Genomic DNA, 21,822 nt, shown 5'->3' on the forward strand with positions numbered 1-21,822 from the left:
AAAATTGGCAAATAATGATGAATGATGTGTGCGGGCGGAACTCCTGAGATCGCAGCGTTGAACTATTCGCTCGCGGATATTCGAACGTGAACTCGAACGATCGGTCGATCGTCGCGTTGGTGATGCTGGCTCACGGGATGGTCCACACCTACGAGCTGTCGATCCCGATCTTCGTCTCGATATGGCTCGTCGAGTTCGACGTGATCTCACTCGGTTTCACTGAACTCCCCGTCACGCAGGCGACGTTAGGTCTGATCGTAACCGTGGGGTACGGCCTGTTCGGCGTCGGCGCGCTCCCCGGCGGCGTGCTCGTCGACCGGATCGGCTCCGGCCGTCTCATCACCCTCTGTCTGTTCGGGATGGCCGGATCGTTCGTCCTCCTCGGCCTCTCGCCGAACCTGCTGGTCGTCGGGTTCGCCCTGGTCCTGTGGGGCGTCGCCGCGAGCGTCTACCACCCGGCGGGACTCACGTTGCTCTCGAAAGGTGTCACGGCGCGCGGCACGGGATTCGCCTACCACGGGATCGCCGGGAACATTGGCATCGGACTCGGGCCGCTCGTGACCGCGATCTTGCTCCTGTTCGTCGACTGGACGGTCGTCGCTCTGTTGCTCGCAGCGCCCGCGCTCGTCGCTGGCGCGTACGCGATGCGCGCGGAATTCGACGAGACTGCCGCCGTCGACACCGCAGCGGTTCGAGACGGCGGAGACGGTAGCGGCGGCGGGACGGACGGGTCCGTGAGCGACGACAGGGGGGCAACCGAAATCGCCTCGTTCTCGGAGTTTCTCACCGAGTCGAGACGGCTGTTCCTCGGCGGCTTCGCGCTGGTCTTCGTCGTCGTGATGGCGTCGGGGCTGTACTACCGCGGAGTGCTCACCTTCCTGCCGAACCTCCTCGAATCGCTGCCGGGGTTCGAGCCGATCCCGCTCACGTCAGTGTTTCCCCCCGTGGTGACCGACGCCCTCGGCGTCCAACCGGAATCGACGCGCGCGATCAACCCCGAGCGGTACTTCTACTCGGGGCTGTTGATCGTCGGGGTGCTCGGACAGTACATCGGCGGAAAACTCAGCGATCGGATACCGGTCGAAGCGGGACTCGTCGGCGGGTTCGGGCTGTTGGCGGTGCTCGCAGTCGTCTTCCTTCCGGCGGCGAACGCCGGGCTGGCTCCGCTCCTCGTCGTGGGCGCGGTCCTCGGCTGTGCGCTCTTCTTGGTCCAACCGCTCTATCAGGCCACTGTCGCGGAGTACTCGCCACCCGGGACGCGCGGGCTCTCCTACGGCTTCACGTATCTCGGGGTGTTCGGCGTCGGCGCGCTCGGCGGCGCGATCGCGGGTGGGATCCTGACCTACTCGACGCCGACGGTGCTGTTCGCGACGCTCGCAGTGTTCGGGGCCGTCGGTTCGGGCGTCGGTCTCTATCTGCTGCGCCGCCGTCGACGTACCGCGGTCTGAGAAGTCGTTCGCGGTTCTGACGGTCGTTCACGTCACCCGAATATCTTGAAGAACAGCCAGCGCCCCGCGACCAGCGCGACCCCTCCGGTGAGGAGCATCACGACGCCGAAGGAGAGCTGGAATCCCCCCGAAAAGAAGGGCGACGCGCGGAGCACGAATCCGATGACCGCGGCCGGGATCCACGCACGGATGGCGAGCGGGATGGCGGCCTTCGCCGATTCGGCCGCACCGGCGGAGTACGCGCCGATGAGCGGCGCGACGATGGCCCAACCGACGAGGAACGGGACGAGCGTCGAGAGCCAGCCGATCGGTTGAGTCGAGAGGTACTCGACGCCGTTGTGATTGATGACGCCGACAGTGAACACGGCGGCGAGCGCCAGCACGTCGACGAGGGCGAGCGGCGCGGCGCTCGCGTCGATGCGTCGGGCGAGGAACGACTCCTCCGTAGTTGACATACACGGGAATTCGGACGCACCCTAAAGGCTTTCTCGGATTCTCGTCCGCGCTCACTCTGGGACCGTTCCCGGCACATCCGGTGATCCCATTACGCTCATCCGGCACTCTCACTGCACTCGCCCGGCACTCTCACTGCACTCACCCGACACCCCACTGCACTCACCCGACGCTCAGATCACCTCATCCTACGGTTCAACCTGAGCCGCCGGTATCCGCCCCACGACCACGTATTCGAACCCCTCGCGGACGATCCGCGCCTCGAACCCCGCCTCCGACAGCACCGCGCAGAGTTCCTCGGGCGTCCAGAACGTCGAGTCGAAGCCGACGGCTCGCTCGGCGGCGACCAGCACGCGACCTAGCGGTGTTCGCGGGTGAAACTCCTGAACGACGAGGACGCCGCCGGGGCGGATGACGCGCGCCGCCTCCGACAGTCCCGCGCCGGGGTCGGGGAGGTGGTGAAGCGCGTCGACGACGACCGCGGCGTCGACGGAGTCGTCCGCGATCGGCAGCCGTCCGACGTCGCCTCTGACGACCGCGTGGCCCGCGTCGCGAGCGCGAGTGAGCATCCCGGCAGAGATGTCGACGACGACCGGGTCGATCCCGGTGGGTCGGAGCCCTCGCGAGGCGCGTCCGGTCCCGCCAGCCAGGTCGAGCACTCGTTCGATCGGCCGATCGGCGAACGCGAATCCGCCTCGGAGTGGCCGAACGCGCGCGGGCGGCATCGCGAGATCGTACAGTCGAGCCAACCGGTCGAAGAACCGAACGTCGCCGGGGCCGAACCGGGAGGACATACGCCCACTAGGACGCACTCCGAAAAGGAACTGTCGCACCGTCGGACTCTTGGGCGGCCCGCTCCTCCGTCCCAACGATGGAGTTCGACGTCCTCGGATGGCCGCCGGACGGGCCGACGCTCCGGCTCGATTACCGGGTGTTCGCCTACGCGGGGAAGTTCGTGATGTCGAACACCGGAAAGGCGGTCGTACGTGAGACTGACACAGCAAATTCGCGGTCGAAATCGGGTTCGGGCGTCGACAGCGGAGACTCCGTCGGCGCCACTGACGCCGACTACGACGTCGACGTCGTCGCCGCGCTTGCCTTCAACACGGACCGGACCGACGGATCGAGGCTCTGGTACCGGTATATCTCCGTTCGATCGGACGCGAAGGGATCGGGACTCGGGCCGCGGCTGGCCGCTTTCGTCGCACTGCGGGCTGCCGACCGCGGTTACGAGCGGATCGCCATCGCCGTCAACAACCCGTTCGCCTACGAGGCGATGTACAAGGCGGGGTTCGAGTGGACCGGCGACGAGACAGGCGTCGCCGAACTCGTGCTGGAACGGCCCGCGCGTCCGAACCGATCGGGTACGATAGGTCCTCTGCCGGGTGCGGACACCTATCGAGCGGGACTCGATCGCTACCGGCAGCGGGATCTCGGCGATCCCGAGGCCTCCTTCCTCCGCGAACGAATCGGTGCGGATCCACCGACTCCGTGTGACCCCTCGGATCTGAGCGACAACCCCGAGGATTAAATCCGCCGCCGACTCACCTCTCTCCAATGGGAAACGCAGACCTACGCAGTCTGGCGGTGCTCTCGGATGTCTCCTTCGACGAGATCGCTGGCAGCGTCGTCGCCGTCGACGCGCACAACTGGCTGTACCGATATCTGACGACGACGGTCAAGTTCACCCGCGAGGAGGCGTACACGTCCGAATCCGGCGAGGAAGTGGCGAACCTGATCGGGGTCGTGCAGGGGCTGCCAAAGTTCTTCGAGCACGACCTCGTTCCCGTGTTCGTCTTCGACGGCGGCGTGACGGAGTTGAAAGACGACGAGGTGGCCGAGCGGCGCGCGGCCAGAGAGAAGGCCGAGGAGCTGAAAGCCGACGCCCGAGAGCGCGGCGACGCCGTGGCGGCCGCCCGACTGGAGGCGCGAACGCAACGGCTGACGGACGTGATTCACGAGACGACGCGCGAACTCCTCGAACTGCTGGACGTCCCGGTGATCGAGGCTCCCGCCGAGGGCGAGGCCCAGGCGTCGCACATGGCTCTCCGCGGTGACGTCGACTACGTCGGCAGCGAGGACTACGACACCCTGCTGTTCGGCGCTCCGTTCACGCTCAGACAGCTCACCTCGAAGGGTGACCCGGAGCTGATGGACCTCCAAGCGACGCTTGATGAGCACGAGATCACCCGCGAGCAACTCGTCGACGTGGCGATTCTCTGCGGGACCGACTTCAACGAGGGCCTTTCCGGCGTCGGTCCGAAGACGGCGCTCTCGGCGATCAGAGAACACGGCGACCTCTGGGCTGTGCTCGACGCCCGCGACGCGTACATCGAGAACGCCGATCGGGTACGAGAGCTCTTTCTCGATCCGCCCGTCACCGAGGACTATGCCTTCGACGCCGAGATCTCACCCGACATCGACGCCGCCCGGGCGTACGTCACCGACGAGTGGGGCGTCGCGGCCGACGAGGTCGCCCGCGGCTTCGAGCGCATCGAGTCCTCGCTCGTCCAGACCGGTCTCGACGACTGGACCTGATGGGTCGTCTGCGGAGGCCTCATCGGACCGTTCAAGAGTAACTCAAATGCGCGTTCGAGCTACCCCAACCAGTATAGTCTCCTCGTTCGTAGATCGGGGAAATGCGTCGCCGCAGCGTCCTTCGGTCCCTCCTCGCCCTCATCGTCGGCCCTTCGGCGGGTTGTCTATCCCTCTCGCCGACGGGGACGACCACAGAATCCGCAACGACTCGCCCGCTTCCGTCGAGTGGCGACGGCGCGCTCCCGGAGTTCGACGCCGGAGAGCCGTTCGAGACGCGACGGGTCGGTACGGGGTCGGAAACGACCGCCCACCGAGCCGTGATCTGGAACGACGACGCCGACCGGCGAACGATCGGCGTCCGTCTGTACCGGGCTGACACCGGCGACGCCGTCGTCGATGTCTCGCCGACGTTCCCAGCGTACGGTTCGTTTCGCATCGACGTGTTCCGTCCGGCCGATTACGTCCTCGACGTCGTTCCGCCGACGGACACCGATCGTCGGTTGGGAGTCCCCGAGGATCTGGTCGACTGCAACGAGTCCGCGACGCACGTCGCGATCCGGCCGGACGGACGGGTGAGAGCCCGCGTCGTCTCGACAGCCGTCGCGTGCGGAGACGACATCCCCACGACGGCATCCCGACAGAACGAATCGACGACGTCGACCACCGAATAATCATCCCGCAGTGACCTGTGAGCGGTCATCCACACAGATCTGTGAACGATCACCTCGCGCCGATCTGTGCGCGATTATCCCGCGTCGGTCTGTGTCCGGTCACTTCGTACGCCGTGCGCGGTAGATTTTTGTTCTGTCGCGGCCCCCGTTTGGTATGTCCGTTCTCGGAATGGGCCGCTCTCGGATCTCTTGGTGGGCGGTCGGGCTCGCCCTGGGAGCGGCGCTGACGTTCGTCATCTACTCGTTCGTCGGCACGTTCGTGTTCGGGCTCTTCATTTACTACGCGACGCGGCCGATCTATCGGCGGATCAAGACGCGGATCCGACCACCGAGCCTCGCAGCGGCGGTGGCGTTGCTCCTCCTGGCGCTCCCGGCGCTCGCGCTCGTCGCCTACACCGGCGCGATCGCGGTCAACGAGCTCATTCGCCTGACGAACGCGGGGCTGTTCGACCTCTCGCGCTACCCGATTTCCTCCGAACAGTTGGCGCGGTTCACCGACATCGAGCGACTCATCGCGATCGAACCTGAAGCGATTTCGATCGATCAGATCCAGCAGATCCTCTCCTCGATCGGCTCTGCGAGCAACGTTCTGGCGTTCGTCGGCATCGGTCTCGTGCACCTGTTCGCGATGATCGCACTCGCGTTTTATCTCCTCCGCGACGATCGCAAGCTCTCGCGGTGGGCGCGAATACGCATCGCGGACGACAAGGGCGTTCTGGAGGCGTTCCTCGGCGCGGTCGACCGCGACTTCACGAACATCTTCTTCGGAAACATTCTCAACGCGGTGCTCACCGGGACGATCGGCGTCATCGCGTACTCGTTGTTGAACGTGGTCGCGCCGCCGGGAGTCGCGATTCCGGCCGCCGCGCTCATCGGGCTCTTCGCCGGGGTCGCGAGCCTGATTCCGGTAGTCGGGATGAAGCTCGTTTACGTCCCGGTCGCGATCTATATCGGCGCCACCTCGTATCTCGCAGACCCGACGACGATGTGGTTCACGGCGGCGTTCGTCGCGGTCTCGTTCGTCGTCGTCGACACCATCCCGGATCTCGTGCTCAGACCGTACGTCTCCGGCCGCAACCTCCACGTCGGCGCGGTGATGATCGCCTACACGCTCGGTCCATTGCTGTTCGGTTGGTACGGTATCTTCCTGGGGCCGATCATCCTCGTCCTCGTCGTGAACTTCGCGCGGCACGTGCTGCCGGTGTTGATCGCGCGTGAACGGTTGGTCCCCTACGCCGTCGATCCGGGCGTGGCCGCCGCAGGCGAACCGCTCCGTCCGGTGTCAGATCCGGATACCAGGCCCGCGGGGAACCGCACAGGCATAGCCGGGGCTGTCGGAGACGACGATCGAGAACGGTCGGAGGGCGAGAGAGGGCCGTCGACGAAGCGCGAAGGAACCGAGGCCGATGGGGGGACCGAGCGGCGAGTGTCTGGCGGTTTCGAGTTCGACGTCGACCTCTCCTGACGCCGTACGCCGATTTCAGTCGTCGATTCCCTCGAAGGAGACGTTGATGTAATTACCCTCCCAGTCCTTTCGTGCGGCGATCTCGCGGCGTCCACGACGGGTGAGCGTGTAGTAGTTCGTCCGCCGGTCGCGTTGACCCTTGTCAACGAGACCCTTCTCGACGAGCGTATCCAGATTGGGATAGAGTCGCCCGTGATGGATCTCCTTTTCGTAGTACTCTTCGAGTTCTTCTTTGATCGCGAGCCCGTGCGGTTCTTCGAGACCGGCAATCACGTACAGCAAGTCGCGCTGGAATCCTGTCAGGTCGTACATCGGGTTATTCTACTTGTATATTAGTGTTCTGCAAAATAAACATATCGACCCGCAGTAGCGTGCGGAACGGACGATGCGGCCGGGATATGTCGATCACCTCCCACCACCGTTGACTAAACATATCTACCAATTTACTTCTAGGGAGTCAGCAGATAAATATGTCTTTATTGAAATACTATTCCCAGTTCCATCCGGGTCGGGTCGGCTACTATCGTAGTGTTTGCAAGCCACCTCCCGCTCGGTCGAACAACACGTGTGGTCGGATAACAATCGGTTGTACACGCCACTGGAGGTCCACCCGACACGGTCGGGTCTGGCTCACGGCAGCGACTCCGCTCGTTCGGCTATCGGGACTGTACTACGCCTGAAAAGGAAGCAAGCCGCGTGAAAAGCACGCGGATGCTTGCCGCCCTGAATTGGTCCCCGCTGACGCTTCGGCCCTCCAAAGCGAAGCGTCACCCGATGCTTACCGACTGCTATACATAAACATACCGGCTACGGCGAACGGGTCGGTCCGAACACAGTCCGGTTCGATCTAATCCGCTTCGATAATCCGACCTCATTTCGTCGCGACGCGTTTTTCCGGTTCCCACCCCAGTGAGGCGTATGCGCATCCGTGGCCGTCGCCGCTGCAAGGAGTGCGGGCGCGAGTGGTCCTACTTCGAGACGGGGACGGTGAACTGCCCCGATTGTGAAAGCCTGCGAAGCGTCGGGATCGGCGAGCGCGAGCGCCACACCGACAGTGCGGTTTCGCTCGATCTGTCGATCCACCGCGCCGCGTTAGACGAGCACACCGACGCCGAGGACGTCGCGTCGGATCTGAAGGTGACGCTCCGAGACTACGTCCGGCAGCGTGGGTTCGTCCAGGCCGGAACGATCCGAGCCGTTGACGACACGGTGCTCGCGGCCGCGGAGCTTTTGCACGCCGTCGACGTGCTCGATCGGGCCCGAGACCCCGACGAGGCTGTTCGACTGTACGTACTCGAACTGCTCCGTGGGGCGGACGACGGCGAGCGACCGGACCCCTCGACGGTTCCAGACTCGATGAACGCCGCCCGCGGTCTGGCGTACGCCGAGGTCCTCTCGACGTTCTGCACCGATCTCGGCACGTGGCTCGAGGACCACCCCGATCGGGCCGCTGGACAGGTTCGCGAGACGATCGAAACGCACCTCCGACGCGTGGAAGCGATGCAGGGAGACGTGCCGGTCGCGACGTCCGAGCGCCTCGTCCGGGCGACGCGCGATCTCGTGGCCTATCTGAGGGATGACGACGAAACGGCACTGACGACCGCCAGAGAGCGACTTGCCGATCTCGACGAAGCGTGATCGACGGCGAAGACTCCGGCTGACGACAACGGGTGTGACTGACGACAACGACTTTGGCGGACGCCGACGCACCCTTCGGTCGATGCCGGATCGATTCGACCAACACGCCGTCCGCCACCGGATGAAGCTGCTCCGCTCGGACGGCGACGTCACCCTGTATGCGAACCGAGACGATGTTCCCTGCCCGGCGTGCGGGGAAGCCTTCGGACGAATTCTGCTGACAGAACGACGTGAACACTCGTTCGACCTCGCCGACGCCGACCGCCTCTGCGTGGCCCGGGAGCCCGACAGACTCGTCGTGTGCACGCACGACTGATGGAGTCGGACGCCACGGATATCACAAACGAGGTACACTTATCGGTCGGACTCGCGCACACTCGTTCGATGAACGTTCTCCACCCGGCGCTGAACGTCAGCGATATGGATCGGACGCTCGACTTTTACGAGAACCTCCTCGACCTCGAACGGACGAGAGAGACCGAGTTGGACGGTCAGCGAATGGTGTTCGTCGGCGGCGACGATGGTGCCGAAATCCAGTTCCTCGCCGTCGACGAACCCCAGGACCCCGCGGGATTCGATCACCTCGCTATCGCCGTCGATGACGTCGAGACCACGATCGAGGAGGCGGAAACCGAGTGGGACAGCACCGTCGTGATGGAGCCGCAGGTCATCGGCGGCGACGTTCGTCTCGCGTTCATTACGGATCCCGAGGGGTATCACGTCGAACTCATCGAAGAGTTGGCGTGACCTCCGGTCTGTCCGAGCCTTTTTATCCGAACGAGCGGCCAGCGCCCCCGTGAGCTGAACGTCGACCGCGACGGTCACGGCGGGTGCGCGGCGCGCCGTCGCGGTACGCCCTTTCGTAGCGTTTGCACGTCTTCACTGACGCGCTCGCACGCAGTTGTGCGATCGGCTCCGGACTCAGTTGCAAACGCGACGACATATGCGCCGCCTGTTTGCCCCCACGGACCCGCTCACGAGGGATCTGATGACTATCCCTTGATGTTGCAGACGGGGAACGTCCGCGCGACCTTGTCGCCGATACCCAGCTCGTCGGAGACGCGGACCACCTCGTCGACATCCTTGTAGACGCCGGGTGCCTCCTCGGCGACGGTCGCCCCCGACTGCGCCTTCACGTAGATCTTCTGTTGGTCGCGGAGCTCCTGCTGAACGGTCTCGCCCCAGTACTCCTGCTTCGCCTGCGTCCGGCTCATCGTCCGGCCCGCGCCGTGAGCCGTCGAACCGAAGGAAAGATCCAGCGAGTGTTCGCCGCCCCGGAGGACGTACGAGCCCGAGCCCATACTCCCGGGGATGATGATCGGTTGGCCCACGTCGCGGTAGGCTGCCGGGAGTTCCGGTCGGCCCGCCGGGAACGCGCGGGTCGCGCCCTTCCGGTGGACGTAGAGCTCTCGCTCAGCCCGGTCGACAGCCTCCTCGGGGCTCACAGGGATGCCGTCGGCATCGACGCTGACCTCGTGAACCTCCTTCTTGCCGATGTTGTGTGCGACGTCGTAGAGGAGTTCCATCTCCATCGCCTCCCAGTCGCGCTCGAAGACGCGCTCGAAGACGCGCCGCGTTCGGTGCATAATGAGCTGCCGGTTCACCCACGCGTAGTTGATCGCCGCGCACATCGCACCGTAGTACGACTCCGCTAACTCGGATCCGGCCGGAGCGGCCGCCAACTCGCGGTCGGGAAGTTCCGCGAGGAGGTCGCCGTGTTCCTTCTCGATCCGCCGCAGGTAATCCGAACAGATCTGGTGCCCGAGCCCGCGAGAACCGCAGTGAATGAGGACGACGACCTGGTTTTCCTCCAGGCCGAACTCCTTTGCGACCTCCGGGCGGAAGATGTCCGTGACCCGCTGCACTTCGAGAAAGTGATTTCCGGAGCCGAGGCTGCCGACCTGGTTCTTCCCCCTGTCTTTCGCCTTCTGCGACACCGCGTCGGGATCGGCGTCAGGACGCATTCCCTCGTCCTCGCAGTGCGTGAGGTCGTCTTCGACCGCATAGCCGTGTTCGAGCGCCCAGTCGACTCCTCGGTTCAGAATCTGATCGAGGGTGTCGCGACCGGCTTCGACGATGCCGCCGCCGCCGAGCCCCGACGGGACGTTGGCGAAGAGGCTGTCAACGAGTTCCTCCTCGTGGCCGACGAGGTCGTCGTAGGTCAGGTTCGTTCGCATCATCCTGACGCCGCAGTTGATGTCGTAGCCGATCGCGCCCGGTGAGATACAGCCGGTTTCGACGTCGGTCGCACCCACGCCGCCGACGGGGAAGCCGTAGCCCTGGTGGCCGTCCGGCATACAGATCGCGTGTTCGGCGATTCCGGGTAGATGGGTCGCGTTGCGGAGCTGTTGGAGCGTCTTGTCGCCGCTGATCTGTTCGAGCAGCGCCTCGCTGGCGAGCACTCGCGCGGGAACGCGCATCTCACCGTCGCGCGGTATCTCCCACACGTTCTCGCGGACGCGTTCGAGGCGGATGCCGTCGTATTCGCGGACCTCGCCGTCACTGTCGTCAGCGTGTTCGTTCATACGAGAGCCAACGCGTTGCCGCGAGGAAAGGGTTCCCTTCGGAGCGCCGAGTGATTACTCCTGATAGGCGATTCGAACCTGCTCCCACTTGCCGTTCGACTCCAGGTGCGCTTGGAGTGCATCCGCGTACGCCTGTGTCAATCGCTCGGCAGCGGCGATGCGTTCTTGGTCGGATTTTCCGCTCCCGGTCCCGTTCCCGAGGCCGAGGGCGTCCTTGAGCGAGTCGAGCACGCCGCCAGCGCCGCCCGACTGTTTCTCTCCCGGCGCGCCGCCCATCTGTGCCATCTGCGAGCGAACGTTATCCAGTTCCGGCATAATCTGCGGGAGCTTTTCCGTGTCGGCGACGATCCGCGCGTGCTCCGGGTCGTCGGCGTGTTCGATCTCCAGGTCGGTCGCCGTCATGATGAGTCCCCACTCCTGACTCGAGAACTCGGAGTTCTCCACTTGGTCGGTGAACTCGCGATCGACAGCCATTCGATCTCCGACGATGCTGTCGGTCCAGTTTGCCATACGCCTCCTAGGCAAGTCGGCGGTTTGAGCGTTTCCCTCGGCCTCGTCGGGGTGCCGTTGGCTTCCCTCGCACGCCGTCCCGCCGGTTCCGAGGAATGCGTTTTTACCGACGGGGGACGGGAACTCCGTATGGATCGGTACGATCTCCTCTATCGCCTCTACGAGGAGTACGAGACGGACACACTCCGCGATCTCCAGAACTTCGTCGACCTCTTTCCCCCCGTCGATTCACGGGTCGCGCTCGAGTACTGGCAGGACGCGAGCGACGAACTCGACGAGAGAAAGCGGGAGATCGCGCAGTCGTTCGCGGCCGGAGAGACGCTCGCGGAGATCGCCGCCCGCGCGACGCGCGAACAGACCTTCACCGCGCTTGATCTCCACTCGAAGTACGGCCGCTCGGTGAACGCGCTCGTTCTCGACGTCGACGAGACGCTTCGCTCCGCCGGTCGGACCGACAACGAGATTCCCCGGGAGACGCTGCACCTGCTGACCGAACTACACGAGACGGGAATACCGATCGTGATCTGCACCGGACAGACCCTCGAAAACGTGAAGGGATTTATGATCCAGGGGCTCGGGACCGAACTGGTCCACTCCGGCTCGTTCAGCATCGTCTACGAGGCTGGCACCGGCGTGTTCACCCCCGGACACGGATCGGATACCAAGCGCCTCCTGTATGAGACGCTCGACGACGAGATACAGGAGGTCTTCTCGCTGGTGCGCTCGCGGGTGCTCACCGCCGCGCCCGCAGAGCTGCGGCGCTCGTTACACCTGCAAGGAAACGAGTTCAACGTCACGCTCAAACCGAATTTCGACGTCGGCAGCGACGCCGCAGAGGCAGTCATCGACGAGGGCCTCGTCTACCTCATCGATCTCCTCGGGCGGACGGTCGTCGAGACCGTCGACGGCGTCGACGACGTCGGCATCGAAGCGCGCGGCGCGTCCGACGACTCCTTCGATCGAGCCGCCGAGTGGGCGCGTGCGTACTACGGTGACGCGGACCCGGAGATCGCCTCCGTGCTTGCCAAAGAGGGCGCAACACCCGACCGAAACGTGGACGGAATCCCTGACTCCGTCCGCGCCCGATTCGAGCGGATCGACGTCGGCTACTACCACGCCGACGCCGCGGAGATCGGCTCGCTCGACCTCGACAAACCGACCGGCGTACGAAGCGCGCTGGACGTCCTCGAAATCGACGATCCCTTCTGTCTCGTGATGGGCGACAGCAAGTCGGACCTCCGCATTATGCAGTGGGCCGACGCGGCCGCCGCCGGGCTCTCGGCCGCTCCGAAGCACGCCTCCGGATCCGTGCTCGAACACGTCCGATCAACTGACGAACTGATCTACGACCCCGGCGATGCGGGGTCGGTACTGCGCGTCGTCTCGGTGTTAAACCAGCTCTCGGAGTGGTAGCTCAGCCGTCACAGCAGGGGAACCGACGACGAGAGCGATTCCGTGGACTCGAAGGAGGCGTGAATCGATAGCGTCGTGCTGTCGGATTGGATCTCGTTGCCGACGCCCCGCTGGATCCGCCACTCGATGATGACCGAGACGGACTCATCGGGATCCAGATCGAGAGATCGGCTGGTCTCTGCGGCGTCAGCGAGCGGAACGTACCCGTCGCCGCCGACGAGGGGACGACGGCTTCCGTCCTCTCGTTCGAGGACGATCCTCACGTCGAGATTCTCGGACAGTTCGCCGACGTCTTTCGTCTCGTCGACTTCGGACTCGGGTTCTGTGATGCCGTTCTCCTCGTCGATCGGTGCGCCGACGGAGAAGGTCGCGGTCACCCGCTCCGCCGCGGGGTTGGTCACGGTTGCGACATCCTTCCCCATCGCTCCGGGCATCGCGTTCTGAGTGCCGAATAATACGGTCTTCCGATCTCCGCCGTCTTCGGGGGCGGGAGCATCCGGTTCGTTGTCTGGAGTGGTTCCGGAGCCATCGCTAACGCCGTCTTCGGGTTCATCGCCGTTCATCTCACCTCCGGATTGATCGCCGTTCGTCTCGCCCTCAGACTGTTTACCATTCGCATCGCCGTCGGATACTCCCGAAGTTCCCGCTCGGGATCTCTCAGTCCGATCAGTAGCCGGTGATTCACCGCGGTTCGCTGAATCACTGGACGACTCACTCGCTGTGGTTCCGGACTCACTCGCTGCGGTTCCGGACTCGCTCGTCGTCGACGCGGGTCGGTCGACGTAAAACGCGTAGCCGTCGGTGTCGGTTACCGCTCCGGATTCCTCGCCGTCGACGAACAGGCGTGCCGTCACGGAGATGTGTCCCTCTCGGCGCTCCGTCGATCCGGGCGTAGAAACGTCGAACCCGTTCGATTGGCTTGCATCGAGGTAGGTGGTCTGCGGGCCGCCGACCATCGCTCCGAGATCGATGATTTCCGTTTCGACTGACTCGATCGACGTCCGTTGTACGACGGCCCAACTGCCGTTCGGCAGTTGGGTCTGCACGACCACCCTGACCTGATCGACGGACGAATCGACGGTTATCGAACCATCGAGGTATCCGGCGACGACCCCCGCGTCACCCTCTGCGTCGCGGACGTTCGGCGGATCCGACGCTGTGATGTCGATCGCGGCAGTGGAAGCCTCCGGGTCTCCCGCACCCGGGGGGACGGGCTGGTCCGAACTGCCCGGGAGTGCATCCGGAATAACGGCCGGACTCGCGCCGACGATTACAACGGCGGCGACTGCGACGACGAGCAGGTGCGTCCCGGTAATCGGAACCGGCAGGTCGGCAGCGCTCATCGACTCACCACCAGTGGCGAGAGGGCGGCGGATTCGTTGTTCGCCGTCGAATTCGTGTCCTCCTCAATCTCGCCGTCGGTTCCATCGTCGTTCGATTCGACTGGTTCGTCGGGGGACGCGGGTTCGTCGTGGGACGTTGGGTTGTCGTCGGGTGATTTGCTCTCCTTGGTCGTCGACTCGGGTTCCTCGGCGGTCGTTGATTCATTCTGTTGGGCGCTCGCAGACGTTTCGTCCGGCTGGACGGGTGATTCGTGTTGTTCACGTGGTTCCGGAGCAGTGACTGCCGTTCCCTCGTCGACCTCGCCTTCGCGTGGCGACTCCGACTCGTTGGCGGCTCCGTTCATTGAGGTTGTCGTGTTCGGTCCGCTACTTCCGTTCGTGGGCGGACTGTTCCCGACGTTCTCCTCGTCGCTCGCGTTCCCGTCGATCGATTCGTTCTCGCCGACAGATTCGTTCGCGAGGGACGACTCGTTCTGCTCAGACGCGTTAGGGCCGACATTCGATGCGGTGCTGTCGGATGCTTCCACTCCGTCCGCCGATTCCGACTCGTTCGGGACGAACAGGCCGAACGGACTGAACCCGTCAGTCGTCGCTCGGAGCTTGTACGTGCCGTGTCTCTCCGCTTCGACGGTCGTCTCGAAGTACGTCCACCCGGATCCGCCGTCGTGACCGATCAGGACGTCGTCGACGTCTCCGGCGTTCTCGTCGACCCACGATTTCGACACCCAGACGGTGATTTGCGCGCAGCCGTCGCCGTGCACGTCGAACTCCGCTACGAGTTCGAGATCCGCTGCGGTCTCGGCGGTCGCTGGCTCACAGGACGTGAGCGGGGTGACGCGGAACTTCGAGACGTCCGACTGCTCGACGTCCAACTCCACGGTGACGTCCTCTCGATCGGATAACAGCGCGGTCGTCGCCGCTCCGGACAGCGACGCGACGACGACGAGCGCGAGTGCCGCGGCTAGTAGCTGACTGCCGTCGATCGGGAACCGACTCGAAGGCGTCATCGTTCCACCTCCGAATTTCTCGACGGGAGAGCGCGGTCCGATCCGCTGAGGCTCTGCTGTCCCGGTGGGTTCTTATCGGGCTTCCCTGGCTCTTTGTCTGCGTTCCCGGGTGGGTCTCCGGAATTACTGGATGAGGGACTACCTGTCTCGACTCCGCCGTCGGCGTCGACCTTCACCCAGTAGCTCCCGGGGCACGGATCGCTATTGCGGCGCGGCGGATCGCCGCTTTCGGGGTATTCGCCACCCTGCTGCTCGTAGGTGTCGACGAACGTGAGGTCCTCACTCCGACCGCCGGTGGTGACGGTGAACGGCGTCGACTCGCCGTCGTACTCGAAGACGTCGAGGTTCGTCGCGTACTTGAGCAGAACCTCGTCGACGTGGTCCGGAATCTCGGTCACTTCGAGCGTCGCGTAGCGATCGGTGTCGCCACATCGCTTCAGGGCGAACGAGAGGTCGTCCTCGTCGATCTGCTCGTCGCTGCAGAACGCCGCGAAACTGATGTCCTTACCGCACTCGGGGTCTGGTTCCTCCGGGCAGTCGTCGCAGTCCGGACGGTCGAACTCGTAGTCCAGTGGATTTCCGAGATGTCTCGCCTGCACCGCGCGGAACGAGAAGCCGAACTCGATGTCGGAATCGGTGGGTGCCAGGAGCGTCCACGTGAACGAGGCCGTCCAGATCTCATCCGATGGGAGCGCGTCAGTCGAGAGCGGCCCACCGGAGCTGAACTGCTCTCGGAACGATCGGAATGATCCCTCGAACAACACGACAGTGCCCGCAGACGGACTGGTGAGTTCGAGACGCACGTCGAGGTTCGACTCGATCGGCTCGCATGTCGGACACGGGGTCAGCAGCCACACGTACGCCGGATTGGTGTCGATCGACAGGTCGAACTCGGCGGTCTTCGATTCGTGCACTCCGATCGAACCGGTGTAGGAACCGTCACTCCAGGCTTCGGGGCGTTGCACGTCGACGTCCAGATCCAGTGTCCCGGCCGCAAACGTCGAACGGGTCCGTTCCTCGTCGGTGAGGAAGGCGGCGACGCCGCTACCCGAACCCGCCGCAGCGCCCACGGCGGCGACCCCATACAGGAGCTTTCGTCGGGAAAGCCCCGCTCCTCTCACATTGGTGTCTTCTGAATCAGTCATCCTCGGTTTCTCCCGTTTCCGTCGGCCCGACGGCCCCGAACGTCGATATATCGGTGCTCCGAGCTGTCTGCTCGATGATGCGATCACTGCGCTCATCGCCCGCAGAACGCCCCGGTTCGTCGGCGTCGCTATCGTCCTCGTTTGAGTCGGTAGTACCGTCCCGTCCAACCGACTCGTCGAGACCGTCATCCGCCCCGGTCGATCCGTGAGATCTCGACTCCCCATCCGAATCGGTGCTGAGCTGTTCGCCGCCGTCGGCTTCGACGCTGTGTGCGGCGGAATCCGGGACCGAACCCTCGGCGTCGTCTGCCGTGTCGGCCCCGTTCACTGTTCCCCCCTCGGTGAGGCTCCCCGCGTACAGGCCCGCGGCGAACAACAACGCGATTCCCGTCGCAACCGCAGCGGCGATCGACCACGCCTCCTTCGTCAGATACGCCACGTACGCGCTGTAGGGGAGGTACAGCGCGAACACGAGAGTGAGCAGTTGGATACTCGACGTTGTGAGGGTGAAGGACGCCTCACCGTCTGTTTTCGTATCGGCCGCCGAATCGATCTCCGGAGAGTGTGCTTCCGGATCTGTCCGCGCGTGGGTCGACCGGATGAGCGCCCGAAGCTCCGAGAGCGTGAACAGGAGCATCGGGGCGATAACGAGCGCCGCGAATCCGACCGGGGTGTTGACCAGCCGGACGACGTACCCGAGCAGTGGAATGACGAACAGCACCTCGCCGATCACCTGCTCGTGTTCGACCCGACCGGGATCCGCGTCCTCGTTCGCGTCACCCTTTGTCGCGTACGCGACGCTCCCACCCTCATCGATGACGTCGATCACGCGGTGCGTCGTCGGCGTCTCGCTGTCGGTCCGGTAGGTGATGATATCTCGCTCTTCGATCTCGTCGGCCGACGCCTCGCGAACGATGATGGCGTCACCGGGCGACATCGCCGGTTCCATACTCCCCGAGAGGACGACGAATCCGTGGTCCGCCCCGACGAGTTGGGGGAATCCGTAGACGAGGAACGGAACCACGACGGCGATCAAGAGTAACACTCCGAGCACGTTGGCGGCGGTTCGGAGTTTCGCTCGGTCAATTCGGCCCATTTGTCACCTCCGTCTCGATCGGGAGTTCCCCGACAGATTCGGGACCGAACTCGATAGCCGCTGGATCGGTCTCGCCACTCTCCAGATCGGTTGGTACACCCCGTTTGCTCGGTGTACGCCCACGACGGCTAATCGCCTCCGGCCCGTTGTCCCGACACTCCCCATTCACAGGAATCAGAACCGGTGTATGGGGCTTAGCTATCCACCGATTAGCCCGGTTCCGCATCGAGGTAACCGACTGTTTACCAGTGTGAACGGGCTGCGATCCTGAACAGAACCCCGGCGCATAATGAGCTAATACGTCGTTAATCGCGGGCTGCGCAAGTGAACGACACGACGGGTCAGGAGCGCATAGCCACCGCTCTCCGCGAAGGTGGCTTTCTCGTCGATGGCTCGCTTGCGACCGTCGCGTCTGGATCATGTGGTAGTCCTCCGCGAATCTCGATTTTCACACCGATTCGGACCGCTCGTTGTGGCGGCACTGTTCCGCGTAGAACCCGAGATCGAAGCCCACGCTGTCGCTTTGGACCTCGTTGCCGACGTCCTCGGGGAGCCACCACGCCACTCCGATGTAGTGGTCCGTCGACGGCTCGAAGCAGCAGTTTTCAGGCGTCGGCTCTCCGTTCTCTCCGTCGCTACCTGACGAGACGACGAGACAGAAGTCGACATGGCTGATGTCCTGACCCGTGGGGGTCTGGAGCCCCTCTCCTTCGGGGGCCTCATAGCTCAGCGCACCGAGCGTCTCGTCGTCGGTGAAGTCGTTGTAAGGTTCGTCTGGGTTGCCTCCCGCACTGCCGCTATTGTTGTCGTTATCGAAGCTGTAGACGTTCGCACCGGCAGACCCGCCGGGACCGCCGCCGCCCTTGACGATCACCTTCGCGACGCAGAATTCGGGCTGTCCCTCTTGGGTCTCGATCGACCAGTCGGTGACGGTCTGATCGCCATCGACGAGCGCGGTCGTCACCGTGATATCGCCGAAGGGCGTGCTGTACGTCTGCTCGCCGCTCTCCGGGAGCGGTCCCTCCGGCGCTTCGTCGGTCTTGAGCCCCTGGATCAACCCGAAGTCGGTACACCGCGGGTTGTCAGAGATCGTGTGCTCTGCGGGATCCTCTGTCAGCGGCGTGTCTACCGTGACCGTATCTCCCGAGACGTGGAGGCTGTCGTAATCCGTCCGTAGTGGGTCACACTCTCCCGATTCCGGCGGCTCAACGATCCCGTTTCCGCCTCCGGGACAGAGCTGGATCCCGTCGCCGCTTTCGAGGAGCAGGAGGAGTTCCCCCAGCGAGAGCGTCGGCGTCACATACCCGGCGTCGTCTGGGCTGTCGCCATCGACCTCCACGACGTTGTCCCCGTCGTCGTACCAGACACGGGTTCGAATCGCGTCGAGAAGTTCGCCATCGCTGTCCGAATCGGAATCACCGAGGTCGTTGTTTTCGGCGCCTGATCCGGCTTCGGGCTCCGTGACGTCGTTTTCGGCGTTGGATCGGAGGGAACCGTTGAGCCAGACGTATCCGGGATTGTCACAGAGGTGATAGCTCAGCGTGAGTTCGCCGAAGTCTCCCGGCTTGACGTCGTCGAGACTAACGAGTGGCTTGGGCTCTTTCGCCTCCGCATCCCACGTGTCGGCGTTCTTGGTTCGGAGAGCGTCCTCGATCGTCGGATCGAGGTCTCTCTCCATATCCGCGCCGTCCTCGCAGACGTAGCCGACGCCGTCGGCCTCCTCGCCGGGATTCTCTGCGAACGGATCCTGGACCCCGTCGCCACCGCCGTCGTCGTGAACATCGGGGTACGCTTCGATAGACGTGTTCCGCATATACGTCGCGAGATCGTCGCGGTGGACCCAGACGACGGGGTTCTCGGGATCCGGAAGGCCGACGTAGTCGGCGTCCTCTGGATCGGATCTGTAGACGGTGTGCTCCAAACCGGTCGTCGGGTCGTCGAACCCGTACACCTGTGGATGCGAGTAGTGTTCCTGCCAGTCGACCTTCAGGTCGAGCGTACCGGCGGTGAGCGTGTTGTTCTCGAACGATTCGGTGTCGTTGAAGTACGCGCTCGTGCCGAGGCCAGCACCCGCGGACGCGACCCCGATCCCACCGATACCTGCCAGCACGTTCCGGCGCGAGAGCCGGTATGATTCGGTTTCCTGAGTCATAATTGAATCCCCTTACGGGGGGAGACCCACCGGCGGGATCGAACCGCCGTATCGCCCGCGTCGCGACCCGAGGTCGGAACGTCGGCGACGAACGCCAGTGTGGGTGAGAGCCGCATCGCTAGGAGTTGTTGAACGGGTCCTCGTTGTTGCGGACCTGTTGGGTGTCGAACTGGAGGGTGAACGTCAGCGAGTCGCCCTGGACCTCGTTGCCGACGCCCAGCGGGAGATGCAGGAGTTGGTAGAACGTTGCACTATTAGGACCCCAACCGATCTCCATCGGATCGCCCGAGGAGTTCTCGAGGACCACGCCGTCCTGATAGACGCCGTGCATCTCGTTCATCGTCGTGTAGTGCGCGCCGCTATTCGTCTCGCCGTCGAGATTCTCCGGGTTCTCGTAGCTTGGGAGTTCGGTGTTTTCCTTGTCCGTCGACGTATCGAGGTGTTGGAGGTACTGTCGGTCCGTCTCTACTGGCTGGATCGAGTGCCAGAGCGTCGAGAGGAGTGCTTCGCCGAGGTTTCCGGGCGGCGACGTCTGCGTCGCCGCTTCGGGTGTCTCGCCCTCGTCGTTTTCGTAGTCGTCGTCGACGGAGGTGATCTGCAGGTACCCCGGATTCGTCGCGACCTGTGCGTTCCAAGCGATGATGAGCCAATCGCCCGGTTTGCAGTCCTCGACGACGATGCCCATCGCCGCCCCGTCGGCGACGTCACTCGGCGAGAATGAGGTGTTCTCGGCTACGATCGGAGCGCTGTAGCCCTGGATGTCCGCGCTGACTTGGAGATCCAACGTTCCCGCGGTGATGCTGTTCTCCTCGAAGGACTCGGTGTCGCTGAACAGCGCGCTCGTGCCGAGTCCCGCACCCGCCGACGCGAGCCCGACGCTCCCGACGCCAGCGAGCAGTTTCCGCCTGGTCAATTCGAATTTTTCGTCGCTCATTGTTGATCGCCCCCTTCACTGGGGGAGTCCCACCGACGGAGTCGAACCGTCTGCGGTCGGAATGACCGGCTACCGGCGCGGGGGAGAGAGAAATATGAATTTCAGGTACTGTTCTCGAGTCCGCGACCCTCACAGTTGCAGGCCACGCCGCCGCAGACCAGCAGGCCCACCGGGTTGGCGCCGCCGTTCGCGTCGTCGGCGTTCTCGACTTCCGCGATCAGCGTGTGTTCACCGGGAGAGACCTGCACGTCGAAGGTTTCGAGTGCATCGTAGGTTTCAGAGTCCGCAGGACCGCCGATCGAGCCGATCTCGTTGTCGCCGTCCACCTCATCAAGGTAGAAGGTCGCCTGGTTGTCGGTGGCGGCGTCGAACATCAGCATACACGGCCCGCCGCCCGCGGGGGTCTCCTCGAGGTCGACGTCGAAGGTGGTCTCGAAGGTGTAGGTTCCGATCGGGTCAACGTCACCGTTGGCATCGGTGTTCCCATCATCCGGCGGCGCGACCCATTCGCAGCCGTCTTCCGGATCGACCCACCGGTTGTGCGGCGTCTGTACGATCGACCCGCCGGTCTGTGGTCCGTCTGTAACGGACCAGTCGGCGACACCCGTACTCAGATCGATGTCACGCGGCTCACAGCCGTCGTTGTGACGGCACTGCTCGGTGTAGAACCCGAGATCGAAATCGAGCGTGTCGCCTTGAATCTCGTTTCCGACCTCTTTGGGGATCCACCAGCGCACGCCGATACAGTACTGCTGATCGCCGTCGAAGCAGTTCCGGGAGACGCCTTTCGAGGGGATGTTCCACCCGTTGATTCCGCCGTTGCTCAGCGGGATCAGGCCGCCCATATTTCCGAGTTCCTCGCGGGCCTGCGCGAGTGTGACGTGGTCGGTGTGCACGCCGTCGCCATCGCCGAGAATCACGGATTCGCCCTCGTCAAGCTTGTTATCGCAATCGTCGTCGTACCAGATCTCGACGTACATATTCTCCGCGAGTTCGCCGAGGTCTTCCTCATCACCCTCCAGTTCAGCCGCTTCGGGCTCGGTCGTGTCACCGGGGCCCTCTTCGATGTTCTGCAGTTTCATCCAGAGGAAGCCGGGGTTGTCACAGAGGTGGAGGCTGAACGTGACCTCTCCCTCGTCGCCGGGCTTCACGTCGCCCAGTTCGATGAGGTGCTCCTGTTGGTCGATCGGACCCGGCACCTCACGGTTCGGTGAGTTGTAGACACTCGGGATGTCGAGCTCTGCGCCGCTATCTAAGTCACTACATTCGAGTGTCAGGGGTGATCCAACCTCGTACTCGTTGCCGCTGGACGTGGACTGCCACCCGTCCTCGTCGTGGTCGGGGTAGGCGTTGACCGGCACCATCCCGTTGGGTCCGGTGTACGTCTGCTGCCAGTCGACCTTGAGGTCGAGTTCGCCAGCCGTGATAGAGTTGTTCTCAAACGATTCCGTATCGCTGAACAGCGCGCTCGTGCCGAGTCCGGC

At 64.0% G+C, this 21,822-nt stretch carries 20 protein-coding genes and 1 pseudogene; 9 read left to right on the forward strand and 12 right to left on the reverse strand.

Annotated elements, in window-relative coordinates; genetic code table 11:
* The first annotated feature begins 122 nt into the window (after positions 1-122).
* Positions 123-1,448 (forward strand): MFS transporter, encoded by a 1,326-nt coding sequence (locus FJT57_RS00360; protein ID WP_203229101.1) that lies wholly within the window; start codon positions 123-125, stop codon positions 1,446-1,448.
* Positions 1,449-1,480: 32 nt separating this feature from the next.
* Here FJT57_RS00360 and FJT57_RS00365 read toward each other — a convergent pair whose 3' ends face one another.
* Together FJT57_RS00365 and FJT57_RS00370 are read right to left on the reverse strand one after the other, a co-directional pair.
* Complete coding sequence (locus FJT57_RS00365; RefSeq protein ID WP_144900835.1) at positions 1,481-1,903, reverse strand: DUF3054 domain-containing protein; 423 nt, start codon at positions 1,901-1,903, stop codon at positions 1,481-1,483.
* Positions 1,904-2,089: 186 nt separating this feature from the next.
* On the reverse strand, positions 2,090-2,695 hold the full coding sequence (locus FJT57_RS00370; protein ID WP_144900836.1) for a class I SAM-dependent methyltransferase: 606 nt from the start codon (positions 2,693-2,695) through the stop codon (positions 2,090-2,092).
* Between the two features lie 77 nt (positions 2,696-2,772).
* On the opposite strand from FJT57_RS00370, the gene FJT57_RS00375 reads away from it, so the two are divergent.
* From FJT57_RS00375 to FJT57_RS00390, 4 genes are all read left to right on the forward strand, one after another.
* Positions 2,773-3,432 (forward strand): GNAT family N-acetyltransferase, encoded by a 660-nt coding sequence (locus FJT57_RS00375; protein ID WP_144900837.1) that lies wholly within the window; start codon positions 2,773-2,775, stop codon positions 3,430-3,432.
* Positions 3,433-3,458: 26 nt separating this feature from the next.
* The gene (gene fen, locus FJT57_RS00380; RefSeq protein ID WP_144900838.1) at positions 3,459-4,439 is read left to right on the forward strand and encodes a flap endonuclease-1; all 981 of its coding nucleotides are present in this window, start codon (positions 3,459-3,461) and stop codon (positions 4,437-4,439) included.
* A gap of 101 nt (positions 4,440-4,540) precedes the next feature.
* Positions 4,541-5,110 (forward strand): hypothetical protein, encoded by a 570-nt coding sequence (locus tag FJT57_RS00385; protein ID WP_144900839.1) that lies wholly within the window; start codon positions 4,541-4,543, stop codon positions 5,108-5,110.
* Positions 5,111-5,264: 154 nt separating this feature from the next.
* Positions 5,265-6,575 (forward strand): AI-2E family transporter, encoded by a 1,311-nt coding sequence (locus FJT57_RS00390; RefSeq protein WP_144900840.1) that lies wholly within the window; start codon positions 5,265-5,267, stop codon positions 6,573-6,575.
* A gap of 15 nt (positions 6,576-6,590) precedes the next feature.
* Here the strand turns inward: FJT57_RS00390 and FJT57_RS00395 are convergent, their stop codons facing one another.
* The gene (locus FJT57_RS00395) at positions 6,591-6,887 is read right to left on the reverse strand and encodes a PadR family transcriptional regulator (protein WP_144900841.1); all 297 of its coding nucleotides are present in this window, start codon (positions 6,885-6,887) and stop codon (positions 6,591-6,593) included.
* A gap of 606 nt (positions 6,888-7,493) precedes the next feature.
* Between FJT57_RS00395 and FJT57_RS00400 the strand changes: the two genes are divergently transcribed.
* The 3 genes from FJT57_RS00400 (at position 7,494) to FJT57_RS00410 (ending at position 8,960) form a co-directional block, all read left to right on the forward strand.
* Positions 7,494-8,213, forward strand: a complete 720-nt coding sequence (locus tag FJT57_RS00400; protein WP_144900842.1) for a DUF7117 family protein — start codon at positions 7,494-7,496, stop codon at positions 8,211-8,213.
* Positions 8,214-8,247: 34 nt separating this feature from the next.
* Positions 8,248-8,529 carry a DUF7385 family protein gene (locus FJT57_RS00405; RefSeq protein ID WP_394348796.1) on the forward strand — a complete coding sequence of 94 codons (282 nt, stop codon included), beginning with the start codon at positions 8,248-8,250 and terminating at the stop codon, positions 8,527-8,529.
* Positions 8,530-8,597: 68 nt separating this feature from the next.
* A complete protein-coding gene (locus FJT57_RS00410; RefSeq protein ID WP_144900843.1) occupies positions 8,598-8,960 on the forward strand; it encodes a VOC family protein in 363 nt (120 codons plus the stop codon).
* A 245-nt stretch (positions 8,961-9,205) separates the two neighbouring features.
* Here FJT57_RS00410 and FJT57_RS00415 read toward each other — a convergent pair whose 3' ends face one another.
* A complete protein-coding gene (locus FJT57_RS00415; protein WP_144900844.1) occupies positions 9,206-10,738 on the reverse strand; it encodes an RtcB family protein in 1,533 nt (510 codons plus the stop codon).
* A gap of 54 nt (positions 10,739-10,792) precedes the next feature.
* Entirely contained in the window at positions 10,793-11,248 is a 456-nt protein-coding gene (locus FJT57_RS00420) for a DUF5799 family protein (RefSeq protein WP_144900845.1), read from the reverse strand.
* Positions 11,249-11,377: 129 nt separating this feature from the next.
* Between FJT57_RS00420 and FJT57_RS00425 the strand changes: the two genes are divergently transcribed.
* Positions 11,378-12,661 (forward strand): HAD family hydrolase, encoded by a 1,284-nt coding sequence (locus tag FJT57_RS00425; protein WP_144900846.1) that lies wholly within the window; start codon positions 11,378-11,380, stop codon positions 12,659-12,661.
* Positions 12,662-12,669: 8 nt separating this feature from the next.
* Here the strand turns inward: FJT57_RS00425 and FJT57_RS00430 are convergent, their stop codons facing one another.
* The 7 genes and pseudogenes from FJT57_RS00430 to FJT57_RS16810 form a co-directional block, all read right to left on the reverse strand.
* Positions 12,670-14,004, reverse strand: a complete 1,335-nt coding sequence (locus FJT57_RS00430) for a hypothetical protein (protein ID WP_144900847.1) — start codon at positions 14,002-14,004, stop codon at positions 12,670-12,672.
* A complete protein-coding gene (locus FJT57_RS16345; RefSeq protein WP_162524288.1) occupies positions 14,001-15,011 on the reverse strand; it encodes a hypothetical protein in 1,011 nt (336 codons plus the stop codon). The genes FJT57_RS00430 and FJT57_RS16345 overlap by 4 nt, the downstream gene beginning before the upstream one ends.
* The gene (locus FJT57_RS00445; RefSeq protein ID WP_144900850.1) at positions 15,008-16,156 is read right to left on the reverse strand and encodes a hypothetical protein; all 1,149 of its coding nucleotides are present in this window, start codon (positions 16,154-16,156) and stop codon (positions 15,008-15,010) included. The genes FJT57_RS16345 and FJT57_RS00445 overlap by 4 nt, the downstream gene beginning before the upstream one ends.
* The gene (locus FJT57_RS00450) at positions 16,149-17,252 is read right to left on the reverse strand and encodes a signal peptidase I (RefSeq protein ID WP_144900851.1); all 1,104 of its coding nucleotides are present in this window, start codon (positions 17,250-17,252) and stop codon (positions 16,149-16,151) included. Before FJT57_RS00450 ends, FJT57_RS00445 begins: the two co-directional genes overlap by 8 nt.
* A 448-nt stretch (positions 17,253-17,700) precedes the next feature.
* Entirely contained in the window at positions 17,701-19,404 is a 1,704-nt protein-coding gene (locus FJT57_RS16805; protein WP_238993865.1) for a SipW-dependent-type signal peptide-containing protein, read from the reverse strand.
* Between the two features lie 769 nt (positions 19,405-20,173).
* Positions 20,174-20,338 (reverse strand): annotated as a pseudogene (locus FJT57_RS17335) (SipW-dependent-type signal peptide-containing protein); the annotation flags it as partial.
* 101 nt (positions 20,339-20,439) lie between these two features.
* Positions 20,440-21,822, reverse strand: a 1,383-nt coding sequence (locus FJT57_RS16810) for a SipW-dependent-type signal peptide-containing protein (RefSeq protein WP_238993866.1), incomplete at its 5' end; no start/stop codon positions are given.

The sequence above is a fragment of the Halobellus captivus genome, assembly GCF_007655485.1.
Classification (GTDB): Archaea; Halobacteriota; Halobacteria; order Halobacteriales; family Haloferacaceae; genus Haloquadratum; species Haloquadratum captivum.

What these genes read in the sequence shown, in the direction of transcription:
- FJT57_RS00360 (WP_203229101.1), top strand. Translation starts at nt 123, where the DNA reads ATGCTGGCTCACGGGATGGTCCACACCTACGAGCTGTCGATCCCGATC.
- FJT57_RS00365 (WP_144900835.1), bottom strand. Translation starts at nt 1,903, where the DNA reads ATGTCAACTACGGAGGAGTCGTTCCTCGCCCGACGCATCGACGCGAGC.
- FJT57_RS00370 (WP_144900836.1), bottom strand. Translation starts at nt 2,695, where the DNA reads ATGTCCTCCCGGTTCGGCCCCGGCGACGTTCGGTTCTTCGACCGGTTG.
- FJT57_RS00375 (WP_144900837.1), top strand. Translation starts at nt 2,773, where the DNA reads ATGGAGTTCGACGTCCTCGGATGGCCGCCGGACGGGCCGACGCTCCGG.
- fen (WP_144900838.1), top strand. Translation starts at nt 3,459, where the DNA reads ATGGGAAACGCAGACCTACGCAGTCTGGCGGTGCTCTCGGATGTCTCC.
- FJT57_RS00385 (WP_144900839.1), top strand. Translation starts at nt 4,541, where the DNA reads ATGCGTCGCCGCAGCGTCCTTCGGTCCCTCCTCGCCCTCATCGTCGGC.
- FJT57_RS00390 (WP_144900840.1), top strand. Translation starts at nt 5,265, where the DNA reads ATGTCCGTTCTCGGAATGGGCCGCTCTCGGATCTCTTGGTGGGCGGTC.
- FJT57_RS00395 (WP_144900841.1), bottom strand. Translation starts at nt 6,887, where the DNA reads ATGTACGACCTGACAGGATTCCAGCGCGACTTGCTGTACGTGATTGCC.
- FJT57_RS00400 (WP_144900842.1), top strand. Translation starts at nt 7,494, where the DNA reads ATGCGCATCCGTGGCCGTCGCCGCTGCAAGGAGTGCGGGCGCGAGTGG.
- FJT57_RS00410 (WP_144900843.1), top strand. Translation starts at nt 8,598, where the DNA reads ATGAACGTTCTCCACCCGGCGCTGAACGTCAGCGATATGGATCGGACG.
- FJT57_RS00415 (WP_144900844.1), bottom strand. Translation starts at nt 10,738, where the DNA reads ATGAACGAACACGCTGACGACAGTGACGGCGAGGTCCGCGAATACGAC.
- FJT57_RS00420 (WP_144900845.1), bottom strand. Translation starts at nt 11,248, where the DNA reads ATGGCAAACTGGACCGACAGCATCGTCGGAGATCGAATGGCTGTCGAT.
- FJT57_RS00425 (WP_144900846.1), top strand. Translation starts at nt 11,378, where the DNA reads ATGGATCGGTACGATCTCCTCTATCGCCTCTACGAGGAGTACGAGACG.
- FJT57_RS00430 (WP_144900847.1), bottom strand. Translation starts at nt 14,004, where the DNA reads ATGAGCGCTGCCGACCTGCCGGTTCCGATTACCGGGACGCACCTGCTC.
- FJT57_RS16345 (WP_162524288.1), bottom strand. Translation starts at nt 15,011, where the DNA reads ATGACGCCTTCGAGTCGGTTCCCGATCGACGGCAGTCAGCTACTAGCC.
- FJT57_RS00445 (WP_144900850.1), bottom strand. Translation starts at nt 16,156, where the DNA reads ATGACTGATTCAGAAGACACCAATGTGAGAGGAGCGGGGCTTTCCCGA.
- FJT57_RS00450 (WP_144900851.1), bottom strand. Translation starts at nt 17,252, where the DNA reads ATGGGCCGAATTGACCGAGCGAAACTCCGAACCGCCGCCAACGTGCTC.
- FJT57_RS16805 (WP_238993865.1), bottom strand. Translation starts at nt 19,404, where the DNA reads ATGACTCAGGAAACCGAATCATACCGGCTCTCGCGCCGGAACGTGCTG.